11 protein-coding genes are annotated in these 14,276 nt (G+C 47.2%); 7 read left to right on the top strand and 4 right to left on the bottom strand.

Translation table 11 applies throughout. The annotated features are described in order from the left end of the window. The first annotated feature begins 4 nt into the window (after positions 1 to 4). Together ACI4J0_RS11770 and ACI4J0_RS11765 are read left to right on the top strand one after the other, a co-directional pair. Positions 5 to 3,145, top strand: coding sequence for an FtsX-like permease family protein (locus ACI4J0_RS11770; RefSeq protein WP_439766007.1), 3,141 nt, complete (start codon positions 5 to 7; stop codon positions 3,143 to 3,145). 160 nt (positions 3,146 to 3,305) lie between these two features. Continuing rightward, a complete protein-coding gene (locus tag ACI4J0_RS11765) occupies positions 3,306 to 4,940 on the top strand; it encodes a SulP family inorganic anion transporter (protein ID WP_439766006.1) in 1,635 nt (544 codons plus the stop codon). A 57-nt stretch (positions 4,941 to 4,997) separates the two neighbouring features. Here the strand turns inward: ACI4J0_RS11765 and ACI4J0_RS11760 are convergent, their stop codons facing one another. From ACI4J0_RS11760 to ACI4J0_RS11745, 4 genes are all read right to left on the bottom strand, one after another. Continuing rightward, positions 4,998 to 7,073: a glycoside hydrolase family 44 protein gene (locus tag ACI4J0_RS11760; RefSeq protein ID WP_439766005.1), complete on the bottom strand. Its 2,076-nt coding sequence runs from the start codon at positions 7,071 to 7,073 to the stop codon at positions 4,998 to 5,000. A gap of 83 nt (positions 7,074 to 7,156) precedes the next feature. Beyond that, on the bottom strand, positions 7,157 to 8,260 hold the full coding sequence (locus tag ACI4J0_RS11755; protein ID WP_439766004.1) for an SLC13 family permease: 1,104 nt from the start codon (positions 8,258 to 8,260) through the stop codon (positions 7,157 to 7,159). Between the two features lie 13 nt (positions 8,261 to 8,273). Then, positions 8,274 to 9,131 (bottom strand): putative manganese transporter, encoded by an 858-nt coding sequence (locus ACI4J0_RS11750; RefSeq protein ID WP_439766003.1) that lies wholly within the window; start codon positions 9,129 to 9,131, stop codon positions 8,274 to 8,276. Between the two features lie 84 nt (positions 9,132 to 9,215). After that, positions 9,216 to 10,097 (bottom strand): fumarylacetoacetate hydrolase family protein, encoded by an 882-nt coding sequence (locus tag ACI4J0_RS11745; protein WP_439766002.1) that lies wholly within the window; start codon positions 10,095 to 10,097, stop codon positions 9,216 to 9,218. A 177-nt stretch (positions 10,098 to 10,274) separates the two neighbouring features. Between ACI4J0_RS11745 and ACI4J0_RS11740 the strand changes: the two genes are divergently transcribed. From ACI4J0_RS11740 to ACI4J0_RS11720, 5 genes are all read left to right on the top strand, one after another. Next, positions 10,275 to 10,979: an amino acid ABC transporter permease gene (locus tag ACI4J0_RS11740; RefSeq protein WP_439766001.1), complete on the top strand. Its 705-nt coding sequence runs from the start codon at positions 10,275 to 10,277 to the stop codon at positions 10,977 to 10,979. 18 nt (positions 10,980 to 10,997) lie between these two features. Next, positions 10,998 to 11,762 (top strand): amino acid ABC transporter ATP-binding protein, encoded by a 765-nt coding sequence (locus ACI4J0_RS11735; protein WP_439766000.1) that lies wholly within the window; start codon positions 10,998 to 11,000, stop codon positions 11,760 to 11,762. 153 nt (positions 11,763 to 11,915) lie between these two features. Then, complete coding sequence (ruvC, locus tag ACI4J0_RS11730; RefSeq protein WP_439765999.1) at positions 11,916 to 12,401, top strand: crossover junction endodeoxyribonuclease RuvC; 486 nt, start codon at positions 11,916 to 11,918, stop codon at positions 12,399 to 12,401. Between the two features lie 17 nt (positions 12,402 to 12,418). Next, entirely contained in the window at positions 12,419 to 13,030 is a 612-nt protein-coding gene (gene ruvA, locus ACI4J0_RS11725) for a Holliday junction branch migration protein RuvA (protein ID WP_439765998.1), read from the top strand. Between the two features lie 12 nt (positions 13,031 to 13,042). Continuing rightward, positions 13,043 to 14,269 carry an alkaline phosphatase family protein gene (locus ACI4J0_RS11720; RefSeq protein WP_439765997.1) on the top strand — a complete coding sequence of 409 codons (1,227 nt, stop codon included), beginning with the start codon at positions 13,043 to 13,045 and terminating at the stop codon, positions 14,267 to 14,269. Positions 14,270 to 14,276 lie beyond the last annotated feature (7 nt).

The following is a 14,276-nucleotide window of genomic DNA, read 5'->3' as shown; positions in this document are numbered from 1 at the left end:
GCTTATGAAGAATATGTTATTGCAGAATACGCTGAGAAGCGTAAAAAAAGCCCCGGGGCGTTTTGCCGCCATTGCAGCAATAATTGCGCTCAGCTGTGCATTCTACTCGGGAGTAAAGGCTGCCTGTCCCGATATGAAAAATTCCGCCTGGAAATATTACGAGGAACAGGCGCTTGCGGATATCCAGCTGAAATCCACTCTCGGATTTAACGAGGGAGACTGCGAAAAGCTTCTTGAAAACGAGGAATTTACCTCGGGCTATGCAGGATATTCGGCAGACCTGTTTACCGAAAGCGAACAGGGAAATGCGGTCGTAAAGGTCATGTCCTATTCCGAGGACTATCCTCTGAACAAGCTTTACCTCACCGAGGGACGACTTCCCGAAAAGCCGGGAGAATGTGTTGCCGACTCCGCTCCCAGGGACAAGCTTTCCTTTAAGGTGGGGGACAAGATAACCCTCAGCGCCGAGAATAATGACGAAACCTCCGATTATCTTTCTCAGACCGAGTTTACTATCGTTGGACTTGCCCAGTCGCCTCTTTACGTTAATTTCGAGCGAGGCAGCACAACGGTGGGAACGGGAAATATAAGTGCGTTTATGTACATTCCCGAGGAGGATTTTGCCCTTGACGCATATACCGATATCTATCTTTCGGTAGGCAAGGCTCACCAAAAGGGTGTAGCGCCTTTTTCTGATGAATACGAGGATATCGTTGAAGAGGGAGAATACCTTGCGGAGACCCTCGCTGACTCGTTTCTGGCACAGCGTGAAGAGGATATCCGTGCCGAAGCCGATGAATCCCTTGCCGAGGCAAGGGAAAAGCTTGCCGACGGAGAAAAGAAGCTTGCTGACGGAAATACGGAGTATCAGAAGGGGCTCAGGGATTATAACAGCGCTTATGACGAGCTGAAAGCCCAGCGCGAAGACCTGGACTCTGCTATGGCAGAATACAATGACGGTCTGAAGCTGCTTGATGAAAATCAGGCGAAGATACAGGAGCTTTACGATACCTGTCCGAGAGTTGACAATATCCTGAAAAGCCACAAGGACGTTTATATGAAGGTGCTTCCCGAGGAGCTTCTGAGCGTTCTCAAGGACATTCAGCGCATTTATGACGATAACGATGTTGAAGCGTCCATTTCCGACCTTCTTGCAGTATATATAATCACCGACCCCGAGCGTGACCCCAACTCAAAGGCGGCAGCCGGAGCTGCCATAACAGGTGCTAATGAGCAGGTCAAAGCCGCTGCCTCCGCCGCACTTACGGAGATAGACAATCAGAGAAAGGCACTTGAGGAATCTGGAAAACAGTTTGAGGAAGCCGAAACAGCTCTTGCCGACTTTGAAAAGGAGCTTGCCGATGCCAAGCACGACCTTGATGACGCTCAGAAGGAGCTGAGTGACGCTCAGACACAGATAGATGATGCAAACAAGGAGATATCCGACGCCGAGAATGACCTTGATGAAATGCTCGAGGATAAAAAATGGTATGTATGGAACAGGGGAGAATGGAGCCCCGACTGTCTTACCTACGGCGATGATGCCGAAAGGATAGATTCCATTGCAGCCGTTTTCCCGCTGTTCTTTATACTGATAGCGGCTCTTGTCTGTTGCACTACAATGTCCCGAATGGTCGAGGAGCAGAGAACGGAAACGGGAACTATGAAAGCCCTGGGCTTCGGTTCCGGCGCCATTATTTCCCAGTACGTGCTTTATGCTTCCTTTGCCAGCATTATAGGAAGCGTTATCGGAACGGTCATCGGTTTTCCGCTGCTTCCCACCATTATTTTCAAGTGCTACCGCACTATGTATAATTTCCCGATTTTTGAAGCGCCCTTTATGCCGCTGTTTGCGCTGGGCTGCTGCGGCGTATCACTGCTCTGCACGGGACTTTCGGCGGTATATACCTCTTATGTGGAGCTGACCTCCGTTCCTGCCGCGCTTATCCGTCCCAAGCCCCCGAAAGGCGGCAAAAGGATATTTCTTGAAAAGATAGGATTTATCTGGAAGAGACTTAAATTCACTTCCAAGGTAACATTCAGAAATCTTTTCCGCTACAAGAGCAGATTTTTCATGACGCTTATCGGTATCAGCGGCAGCACAGCTCTGCTTCTTACAGGATTTGCACTGAAGCAGTCCATTTCCTGCATTGCCGACAAGCAGTATGATGAGATATTCCTGTATGACGCAACTGTGATACTCAGCGACAAAGCTTCCGATGAAGAGCTTGCCGAGGCAGACAGAGTGATATCCGAAAATGAAGCTGTTACATCATCTATGAAAGCCATAATGACCGTAAAGGACATTTACGGAGACGATAACAACAGCGTTGAAGCTTCACTCCTCGTCCCCGAAAAAACAGAGGAGCTGGGCGGATATATCGTCCTGAAGGACCGCTCGTACAAGTCTCCTCTTACACTTGAAGACGGCTCTGTTATCCTTACCGAGAAGCTTTCAATTCTTCTGAATGTTAAAACGGGAGATACAGTGTTTATCGAAGGCTCCGAAAAGCCTGTCAAGGTGGCAGCCATTGCGGAAAATTACACGTATCACTTTGTTTATATGACCTCTGCGACATACAATGAGCTTTTCGGTGAAGGAACCGTAAATACCATACTTCTGAACACCTCAGAAAATGCAGATCAGGACGAGATATCCTCCGAGCTTATTTCCTGCGACGCAGTCATCTCCGCTGCATTTACCGTCAACGGAACGGACAAGTTCAGAAAGCTTATCTCAAGCCTTGACCTTATCGTTGCGGTAATTGTAATATTTGCAGGCGCACTTGCGGTGGTAATACTCTACAACCTTGCAAATATCAACATCAACGAGCGTGTCAGGGAGCTTGCTACCATCAAGGTGCTTGGCTTCTTTGACGGGGAAGTGGGAGCCTATGTTTACAGGGAAAATACCGTTTCGACCATTATCGGAATAATCCTGGGACTTTTTGTGGGCATTTTCTTCGAGCACTTTGTAATTGTCACCGCAGAGGTGGACGAGGTGATGTTCTCCCGTGACATACCTTGGTTCTGCTATGTTCTGGCAGCTGCGTCAATGGCGGTGTTCACTGTGTTTGTAAACCTTCTGCTGTATTTCAAGCTCAAGAAAATAGATATGGCATCTTCAATGAAGGCAATCGAATAATAGTCAGAATAAACATAAATTCAATGACAAAATTGTACAATTTGGATATGTTAGATATTGACATTATTCGGCAATTGTGATATCATAATTAACGGTTTGTTCGGCGGTGCTGATTATCAGCTGCCGCCGAATATTTTTGTGGGATTTTTGGAGGTTTAAAATGTTAATTGCGGATTATGTAAAGATCCTGAAAAGGGAATTTTCGGGGTATAACGGAAAAAAGTTCGGTAAGGACGTTCTTGCGGGAATTACCGTTGCAGCGGTGGCACTGCCTCTTGCTCTGGCATTCGGAGTAAGCTCGGGAGCAACAGCGGCATCGGGATTGGTTACCGCTATCATATCGGGTCTTATCATCGGCGTGCTTTCGGGCGCTTCCTATCAGATAAGCGGACCAACGGGAGCAATGACGGCAATCCTTGTATCTCTTGTGGCTCAGTACGGAATGCAGGGCGTTTTCGTTGCAAGCCTTATGGCAGGCATACTCCTGCTGCTGTGCGGCATATTCAAGCTGGGCGGGCTTGTTTCCTATCTTCCTTCGCCCGTTATAACCGGCTTTACAAGCGGTATCGCTATTATTATCGCTCTGGGTCAGATAGACAATCTTACAGGTATGAGATCCTCGGGACTTACAAATCTTGCCAAGATCGCAAGCTATTTCACCACTTCTCAGACCGTAAATTACACCTCGCTTATCATCGGTCTGTGCGTTATCGTATTTATGTTCATTTACCCCAAAAAGCTTGGTCAGTACTGCCCGGGCTCGCTGGCGGCTATCATAATAGCAACTGCGGTAAATCTTATCTGCAAGTTTGATGTTAATACAGTCGGTGCTATCCCCAAGACCATTTTCCTTGATGACCGTCTTTCACTTTCCGAGTTTGATATGAGCAATGTGGGCGCTCTTATCGTTCCTGCTGTTTCCATAGCTGCGCTGGGACTTATCGAATCCCTGCTTTGCGGTGCTTCTGCGGGCAGAATGAAAAATGAAAAGCTTAATGCAGATGTAGAGCTTGTGGCTCAGGGAATAGGCAATATCCTCCTGCCCTTCTTCGGCGGAGTGCCTTCCACAGCGGCTATCGCACGAACCAGCGTTGCCATTAAGAGCGGCGGCGAAACCAGATTTACCTCTGTTGTACACGCTGTTGTGCTGCTCCTTTCCATGTTCGTTTTAGGCGATGTTATGTCCAATATCCCCCTTTCCGCCCTTGCAGGCGTTCTTATCGTCACCGCCTGGAGAATGAATGAGTGGAGCACCATTAAGTCCATTTTCGGAAAGAAGCTTAAAACCGCTATTTTCCAGTTCCTTATCACAATGGCTGCAACCGTTGTTTTCGACCTTACCAAGGCTATTCTCATCGGTGTGGTATTCTCACTTATCATGTTCGTTGTAAAGGTATCGGATATGCAGGTAACTGTTGCGGACGTGGACCCCGACAAGCTTGATATGGATAACGTAGACCCCGAAAAGCTGAAATACACAAGTGTTGTTTACATCACAGGACCCCTTTACTTCGGCACCTGCTCCAAGCTTGAGGACAAGGTCTCTTCTCTGGGTGACAGCTACAACATCATCTTCTCCATGCGAGGAGTTACCGTTGCGGATATCTCGGGAATTGAAGCACTCCACGAATACTGCGAGAGGCTTATTTCCCAGGGAAGAATGGTATATTTCTCCTGCGTTCAGCCCCCTGTAATGGATCTGTTTGAACGCACAGGGCTCAAGGAGGACCGATTTAAGCACAATATGTTCTTCTGGAGCACAGATAAGGTCTTTGAGCATATCTCAAGTCTCTGATACATAATACTAATGCAGAACCGGCTGCCGTTCATCACGAACAGCAGCCGGTTATAATTATTTCTTATCAAAAAACAGCACATAACCCATTCCGCCAACCACAGTAAGACACATCATACCGATGATTATTTTCAGCGGCAGGGGAACCTTCGGGTCCTTCTCATCATCATCGCTTTTTCCCGATGTTTCGGAGGACGTTTCTTCCGAAGCGCTTTCATCTGAGGTCACCGCAGTCTCCGATGTCACGTCTTCCTCAGATGTGACCACGGTAATTTCGGTCTCAATAAGATCGGGAACCGTTTCATCGGAAGGGTCAATATATTCATACTCTGAGCTTTCGGTAACGCTGACAGCTTCCTCTGAGCTTTCGGATATCTCGGAGATATCGCTTTCCGATGTGATGTCCGTAATATCCGTTTCGGTCTCGGAAGGGTCTGTGACCCATACGCTGTCGGTCTCTTCTGTTTCAGCTTCGGGAACAGTGCCTCTCAGTATAAGCATATAAGCGCTTGTTGTATCGGCAGAAAAGGAAATTATATTATCGGCGCACTCAAACATCTCGGTATCGGGCTGATAGATATCGGCAGTTTCCTTATCTATGGCAGCTGCGCTCTCCAGTTCATAGGTGTATTCGTCCGATATTATCTCAATACGGAGATCCTTTTCGTTTACCATCTGCTTGTTTGTGAGGATCACCCTCAGCAATTCGGGGTCATTGTCGTCCAGAGCGGCATAAACGGAGCTCATATTATCATTTTCGTTGTCCGAATAAACAAGAGAGGTGCCGAAGCCGCTTCCCTTGCCGTCATAATCGGTAAACAAATTCATAGCCGCTTTCTGAAAAGGATAACTATCCGACTGAGGTGACAGGCAGGCAAGATATACCTCCTGTGAAGCAAATGTGCCCAGTGCGTCTATCTCGGCAATAGCTCCGCTGATATTATCGCCGCCGCCGAAGTCATATTCCGAAAAGGACAGCCTGGTTTTGGGATAATTCATACGGATAGAAGCCTGGAGCGTAGGAATGATAGGGGTAAACTGCTTGTACATCATTACAGTGGGGGAGGTCTCGGTATAATCGGGGTCCCACAGCGTTCTTACCGACTGCATTCTGAAAGCATTGGATATATCATCTGTCCCCGTGAGGATATCAACGCCCAGGGGAGTCTGTGCTTCGGTGTAATAGTGAACGTCCAGCACATCAAGGAGACGATAGCCCTTTTCAGCGCTTCTTGCACGCATTTCGCTGAGATAGTAATCGATGAACCAGGAATACTCGTTCTGAGGGTCGGTTACCGCCCGCCCCGAGCTGTTGCCCAGGTCGATACAGCCTTTTAGACCGCTGAGAGAAGGTCCGAAAACAAAGGCATTGCTGTCAATGGCTTTGACTGCGTTTGCAAGCTCTGCAGATCTGTCCACAAGCTCTGAAAAGGTAAGAGGCGGTTCGTGGAGCACAGGGAAATTTTCCGACCATTTATCAGGCTCGCTGTCTAAAAAATATCCGTTTATCCCACCCTCGGCAGAGGAGCCGAAGCGGTTGACAAGAAAGCTTACATATTCGTCAACATACACCGTATCGTCATCGGTATCGGGGTTATTGAGGTATGTATCGTTCTTGTTGAATTTCACCTTATGCCATCTTGTGCTCTTGGAAAAATCGTCGTCCGAAACGATACCCATTGAATCGGCGGCAACATAACCCATCATGGGAAGGGTTATGAGCTTTACGGGAATTTCATACGACCTGCTTTTTGCAGCGAGCTTTTCCGCATATAGAGCAGGAGTGTCCCATTTGGAGGAAGGATAATCGTCTACCAGAGATATGTCGTTGGTATTCATTCCGAGAATACCCGAATTGGAATAATTTGTCTCCCAGTTATAAGTGGAAAGGGATATCCCTGTCTGCTTGATAACGGTAGGGGAAATGCTGCGGATATCTCCGATGTCATTGATACCGTAAATGTAGGGGCTTATCTTTCTTATCTCCCTGCCGGTATCGACAGTAACGTTCACGCTGCCCGTTTCGGGGATTATTTCCACAAACATCTCATTATCCGCAAATGCTCCGCCTGTCAGTCCGCAGATAAGAGAAAGGGCGGCGGAGAATGATATTATCTGTTTATACTTTTTCATAGGCAGACTCCTAAACTACTTATAGGATACAAGTATATTATATACCTGCGCCGAATTTTTTTCAAATGTAATTTATGGTTATCCTACAGGATAAACAGCTTTGCGAAGATACCGAGTACCGCAAGGAAAATAACGTTCATTATGGTAAAAACTCCGAGAAATTTCTTTGTCTGAGCGCCCTCGGAATTGATATAGCTTTTATAGGTGATAAGACTTGCGAGAGAAGCGATAAGAGTTCCCAGACCGCCAATATCCGCTCCGAGGATAAGTGCCTTGTAATTATCCGTAAAGCCCGAAAGCATCACAGCGGCAGGAACATTTGAGATTATCTGGCTAAGAGCAAGGGAACATTCATATTCATGGCCGTTCAGAACGGTGATGATGAATTTTGATACCTCGGGAATATTTTTCAGATTTCCCACAAAGATGAAAAAGCAGGAAAATGTTACAAGCAGACCGTAATCCACCTTTGCAAAGACGCTGGGCTGGAGTATCGCCACCACAACGCACACTGATGCCAGCACATAGATAATATTTATTACCTCAAAAACCGACAGTATGCAGAGAACGAAAAGGATCGCGTACAGTGCGATATATCTCGGACGCTGCAGCGTGATATTTTCGTCTCCCTGCGCAATGGAAATATCCTCTTTCCCGATTAACATGACCGAGACCGCAAGCATAGCGAAGCTTATCACAGTAATGGGCAGGGTTATGGAGAAAAACTCCGAGGCTTTCATTCCCGAGACTGAAAACAGCAGCAGGTTCTGGGGATTTCCGAAGGGTGTGAACGCTCCGCCCATATTTGCTGCAATGGTCTCAAGTACTATCACATAAACGGGAGAACGGCCTATTTTTTCATACAGCATTACGGTAAAGGGAACAAACGCTATCAGTGCAACATCGTTAGTAATGAGCATTGAAATGAAAAAGACCGTAAATACCAGGGAAGCCGCCAGAAGCCTTGTGTTCTTGGCAGTGCGGATAACGCTTACGGAAAGCTTTCTGAAAACGTTGTTTTCCGAAAGTCCTCCCACAACAGCCATCAGGCAGAATAATATCCCGATAAGGTCGGCATCGATATATTTAACATAATCCGTAACTGGTACGAACATACATGATATAAGAGCAGCTGTTGCCGAAATAATGGCAACGGTCTCTTTTTTCAAAAGCTCCTTGAAGCTCAAAGTAAAGTCACTCCTAAAATGCAGCGTTTATCAGTATGCCGCTGACAACGCCTATGATATAGAGATACAGGACAAAAATAAGGTTGTCCTTCAGTTTTTTATTTGCTCTGAACAAAACGGCGAGACCCATTCCTGCGCCTGTGCAGAGCCCCCCCACAGCGGTGCCGAAGGGAATGCTGCCGTTTGCATACAGCTCGGTGATGATAACAGACGCTGCGCAGTTGGGTATCATTCCCACAAGAGCTGCGGCAAAGGGCTGCCATACGCCCATATTATTAAGAAATGCCGAAACGTTTTCTTCACCTGCAAAGCCGATCACAAGCCCCAGGACAAGATTTACGATAAGGATAAAAAGAAATATGGAAAGAGTATGCTTGAAGGCGGAAAACCAAATGCTGTGGTTCTCACAGCCGCAGCCGCTGCACATCTCTTCAAAATCCGCCTCATCGTCCTTTGAAAGCATAAATTTCCCGATAAACGAGAACAGCACGCCGCCGATAACAGCAATCACAAGCTTTGCTGCGATAAGCTTCCAGAGGGAGCCGATTTGGTCGGGGTGGGCAAGCAGAACGGGTATTGCCTCGTCAGAGGTGGAGATATACACCGCCATAAGTGTGCCTGCGCCGATTATACGGCTTGCGTAAAGGTTTGACGCGGCAGCTGAAAATCCGCACTGGGGAATACAGCCCAGCGCCGCTCCTGCCGCTGCGCCGCCCAGCCTTGAATGTCCCGCCTTTTCAAGAGCCAGGGACAGCTTGCCTGCTGCGTGATGTTCGATAAATTCCATCAGCAGAAACGCCGCATAAAGAAAGGGTAGGGTCTTCACCGAGTCGATAACTGCGTCAAGAACAACATCTAAAATAAGCTCCATATATTTTCTCCGATATTTAAGCAAATATAGTTTTACATTATAATTGAAACATATTCTGACCGATTTGTCAAGAGATATTTCCCATTATTTTACCTCGTTAATAAGCTTTCCGATACCCTGTACCTCGCACTCGATAACATCGCCGCTTTTGAGATACTTAGGCGGTTTGAAGCCCATTCCCACACCGCCGGGCGTTCCCATTGAGATTATGGTGCCTGCCTTTATGACCATTCCGATTGAAAGCTCCTCAAGGGCATAGGGGATATTGTGGATATAAAGGGCAGTGTTGCTCTTCTGTCTCAGTTCGCCATTGACCTTGCAGGAAATATCAAGCTCTGGAGGAAACTCAAACTCGTCGGCGGTAACAAGGCAGGGACCCATAGGAGCAAAGCCGTCAAAGCTTTTTCCTCTGAACCACTGCTTGTGTCTCATTTGTATGCACCGTGCGCTGACATCGTTCATTATGGTGTAGCCGAACACGTATTCTCCCGCATTTTCCGCTTTGACGTTCACAGCGTCCTTTCTGACGATAAACGCCATCTCAGCCTCGTAGTCAAGCTCGGTGACAATGTCAAAATGACCGTTGATATGATCGCCGCAGGGAACGGCTTCGTTAACGTGCTTTGCAAAGTAAATGGGATATTTTCTTTCTCCGCCGTATTCTGCACCCATAACACCCACGCTTTCCTCTGCGTGGTCCTTGAAATTGACCCCGAGACAGATTATATCCCGCGAAGGACGGGGAACGGGAGCAAGGATCTTAACCTCGGACAAAGGGATACCGCCGTTAAAGCCTGCAAGCTTTTCTTTCATACCGAAAAGCTCCTCATCGCTGATATGAGAAGCAAGGGTCTCCATATCGGGATAATCGGCTCCAAGCTCCGAGCAGGGAACTGCTTTCTGTCCGTCGGGGGTGATAGCTCCGACTATTTCCTGTGAATTGTATAAAAAAGTAATAAGCTTCAAGATAACTTCCGCCTTTCAGATAAAAATGTACCATTTTATTTTAGCATATTTCTACAAAAAAGTCAATCAGAATTTGTTGCCCCTAAAAATTTTCCTTTGCAAAAATGTTGCATTGTGAGGAAAAATCTGATATAATAAAATAGATATTGCTTTTGTCCCGAAAGGATTGATTATAAAATGACCACCGAGGATATTTTAAATGTCACAGGTATATTGCTCAATTATCTTGTTCCGACGCTGAAGGTTTTCGGCTTCACTCTGCTTTTCTCCATTCCCCTCGGTATGATAGCCGCTGTGCTGAAAATGTGCCGATTTAAGCCTATATCCTGGCTTACAAATGTCTATATCCTGATAATGAGAGGAACTCCTCTTATGCTTCAGGTAATTGCGGTTTATTACATAATCCCTTACTTAAAGCTTGCGGAGGGACTGCCCGGTCCCATCGCCTCCATACTTGCGGGGATAGACATACGAAGCGAAAATTATATGTTCTATGCCGTGCTGGCGGCGTTCTCGCTCAACTATGCGGCGTATTTTGCCGAGATATTCCGAGGGGGCATCGAGTCCATTCCCAAGGGACAGTATGAGGCTGCTGCGGCGCTGGGATTTACAAGATCCCAGACCTTTTTCAGAATAATACTGCCACAGGTGGTAAAAAGGATAGTTCCCGCCTCTTCAAATGAGGTCATTACCCTTGTAAAGGACACTTCTATTGCAAATGTGGTCGCCTATGCGGAGATAACTCTCAAGGCTCGTCAGCAGATGCAGGTTTACAGCTCCCTTGTTCCGCTTATCATTGCAGGCGTTTTCTATTTCGTCCTTGCAACGGTGCTCACATTCCTTTTCTCCTTGATCGAGAAAAAGCTCAATTACTACAGGTAACGGGAAAGGATATTTGTTATGTCAATGCTTGAAATAAAAAATATCTCAAAAAGCTTCGGCAAGGTGGAGGTGCTCAAAGACATTTCCTTCTCGGTGGAAAAGGGACAGGCTGTGTCCATAATCGGTCCATCGGGAAGCGGAAAATCCACTCTGCTCAGAATTGTCAATCAGCTTGAAAAGGCGGACGGCGGCTCTATTTCCATATGCGGTACGCCTATGATAACTTGCGGAGAGGACGGCAAGGCTGTTTACGCCGACGCAAAGACGCTGAGAAATGTCCGTCTCAAAATAGGGCTTGTGTTTCAGAATTTTAACCTGTTCCCTCATTTTTCGGTGCTCAGAAACATTACAGAAGCTCCCGTTTGCGTTCTGGGAATGGACAAAAAGGCTGCCGAGGAGAAGGCTATGGAGCTTCTTGGAAAAATGGGGCTTTCCTCAAAGGCAAATGAATATCCCTGCAATCTTTCCGGCGGTCAGCAGCAGAGAGTTTCCATTGCGAGGGCACTTGCGCTCAGTCCCGAAATGCTGTTTTTTGACGAGCCGACCTCAGCTCTCGACCCCGAGCTTACCGGGGAGATACTTAAAGTTATCCGAAGCCTTGCCGAGGAGCAGATGACAATGGTCATAGTTACCCACGAAATGGCTTTTGCAAAGGAGGTCTCCGACAGGGTCATCTTCATGGACAAGGGTGTTATCATCGAAAACGGCACCCCCGAAGAGGTCTTTGAAAAATCGGAAAACGAGCGTACAAAGCAGTTCCTTAAAAGATACAATAATACATAAGCCTTGAAAGGATATCGTATCTCTGCGGTATCCTTTTGCTGATTTTTGCTTCGGAAAAAATTATCCGAATATCCCTCAAAGGGGTTGCATAGAGGAAAGATTTGTGCTATAATAAAAGATAACTATGAAAAAGCTATCAAGGAGCGTGCTTATTTGATAATTCTCGGAATAGACCCGGGCTATGCCATTGTAGGCTATGGTATTCTGGATTATGACGGCTACACCTTCAAGCCCAAGGGCTATGGAGCTATCACCACCGAAGCAGGGGCAGATTTCCCTCTGAGACTGCTGGATATTTACAACGATATGAAAACTGTGATAAGCAAGTACAAGCCCGACGCTATGAGCATTGAAAAGCTTTTTTTCAACACCAATCAGAAAACAGGCATCGATGTGGCTCAGGCAAGGGGAGTTATCGTTCTTGCGGCGGCAGAAAGCGGTATACCGATCTATGAATATACGCCTTTGCAGGTGAAGCAGTCCGTTGTAGGCTATGGCAGAGCGGAGAAAAAGCAGGTTATGGAGATGACAAGGAGCATCCTCGGTCTCGCAAGAGTGCCGAAGCCCGATGACACCGCCGACGCACTTGCTCTTGCAATTTGTCACGGACACTCATCATCTGCCATAAGCATCGGATAAGGAAAGGAATGTAACTTATGATATACAGCGTGAGAGGAACGCTAATTATAAAGGAAGCGGGACTTGCTGTTGTGGAATGTGCAGGCGTGGGCTACGGCTGCCGCACCACCTACAACACTCTTGCTTCTCTCGGAAATATCGGCGACGAGGTCATTCTCTACACCTATTTACAGGTGAGGGAGGACGGCACGGAGCTTTTCGGCTTTTACGACAAAAGGGAGCTTGGCTGCTTTAAAATGCTGCTGGGCGTTTCGGGAGTAGGCCCCAAGGCTGCTCTTTCCATTCTGTCAGATATCGACCCGAATAATTTCGCCCTTGCTGTTGCAACGGGAGACTTCAAGCAGCTTACAAAGGTCAAGGGAATTGGACCTAAAATGGCTCAGCGTATCGTGCTCGAGCTTAAAGACAAGATATCCAAGGAGCAGATGAATTTTACTCAGACCATACCTTCGGGACCTGTAAACAAGGCATTCATATCGGGCGGAGCCGCTTCCGAAGCTGTGGACGCACTTCTTGTGCTGGGATACACCCAGGCGGAGGCGGAGAGTGCTGTTTCAAAGCTTGACCCGTCTCTTTCTCCCGAGGAGCTTATCCGTCTTGCTCTCAAAGGACTGGCAAAATTTAAATAAGGACTGGTTTTTGTGCTTGTTTTTCCGAATTATAAAAAATGCCCGGTCAATGTAATATCGTCCGTTAAGAAGTTTTACCGTATACCCTCAAATGTTCCGTCTATCGAAAAGCTGGACAACGAGCTTAACAGAATGTACAAGAACGTTGTGCTGATAGTGCTTTGCGGAGCGGGGGAGAATATGCTCAGAGCGTCCTTAAAGCCCTCGGATATCCTTATAAAAAAGATGTCCGAGCAGCTTACAGCGGTATGCCCATCATACCCTGCGGCGGCGGAGGTCAGCTGTATCTCGGGGCTTTATCCCAATGAGCACTGCAGGCTGGGGCAGACTATGTTTTTCAAGGAGTTCTGCCGCACGGCTGAGCTTTCCTCAAACCTTGACCCCTATTCGTCTCAGCCCGTTTCGGTAGCAAATGCCGCCGATTTTATCCTCCCCTTTGAAAACATCTTCGGGGAGATAGCAGGCTCCATAATCGGCTCGGTACAGCCCTTCTCCATTGCAATGCCCGGAGTGAAGATAGCCGAAAACAAAAGCTATCATAAAACAGCCGACAATCCCAAGCGAATGTTCGAGCTTATCAAAAAAATTGCCGAGACCGACCAGAATACCTTCACCTATGTTCAGTGGAACGCTCCCCGTGACGCTGCGGCAAAATCCGGCTGCGAAAGCGACGAGGTCAAGGGCATTATCAGGGATATAAACGATACGGTGAACGGTCTGTCAAAAAGTATGACCGACACCCTGCTTATCGTTACATCGGCATACGGAATGACGGATATTTCCTCGGAAATTATGCTCAATCTCAAGTATGAGCTGTGCGACTGCCTGCTTATGCCCCCTGTATTCGGCGGACGGGCTGTGAATTTTTATGTAAAATCCGACTGCCGCACCGATTTTGAAAAGCTTTTTGCAAGAGATCTCTCCGAGGATTTCCATCTTATGAGCCGAAGCGACATTCTCAGACGAGAGCTTTTCGGCGTGGGCAAGAACAATAAGAGGATATACGATTTCCTCGGTGATTACGTTGCCTTTGCAATGGGTGACAAGTCTCTGACCTTCAGAGCGTTAAATCAGAAGCACCGCTCTCCCGACAAGGCAGGCTCGGGCGGTATCACCTCCGACGAAATGTGCCTGCCCCTGTGCATAATCCCAACAAAGCAGACATCAAGGTGGAAACGGCCTTTTACTGAAAATATTGCACCTGTATCCTTTGACGGTAAGGATATGATAGTTAACTGAAAGGAAT

This window comes from Huintestinicola sp. (genome assembly GCF_051882455.1).
Taxonomy (GTDB): domain Bacteria; phylum Bacillota; class Clostridia; order Oscillospirales; family Ruminococcaceae; genus Huintestinicola.
This window is presented reverse-complemented; position numbering and strand designations above follow the sequence as displayed.

Excerpts from the sequence above, each read along its gene's own strand:
- ACI4J0_RS11750 (WP_439766003.1), bottom strand. The coding sequence starts at position 9,131 with ATGGAGCTTATTTTAGATGTTGTTCTTGACGCAGTTATCGACTCGGTG.
- ACI4J0_RS11760 (WP_439766005.1), bottom strand. The coding sequence starts at position 7,073 with ATGAAAAAGTATAAACAGATAATATCATTCTCCGCCGCCCTTTCTCTT.
- ACI4J0_RS11765 (WP_439766006.1), top strand. The coding sequence starts at position 3,306 with ATGTTAATTGCGGATTATGTAAAGATCCTGAAAAGGGAATTTTCGGGG.
- ruvA (WP_439765998.1), top strand. The coding sequence starts at position 12,419 with ATGATATACAGCGTGAGAGGAACGCTAATTATAAAGGAAGCGGGACTT.
- ACI4J0_RS11740 (WP_439766001.1), top strand. The coding sequence starts at position 10,275 with ATGACCACCGAGGATATTTTAAATGTCACAGGTATATTGCTCAATTAT.
- ACI4J0_RS11735 (WP_439766000.1), top strand. The coding sequence starts at position 10,998 with ATGTCAATGCTTGAAATAAAAAATATCTCAAAAAGCTTCGGCAAGGTG.
- ACI4J0_RS11770 (WP_439766007.1), top strand. The coding sequence starts at position 5 with ATGAAGAATATGTTATTGCAGAATACGCTGAGAAGCGTAAAAAAAGCC.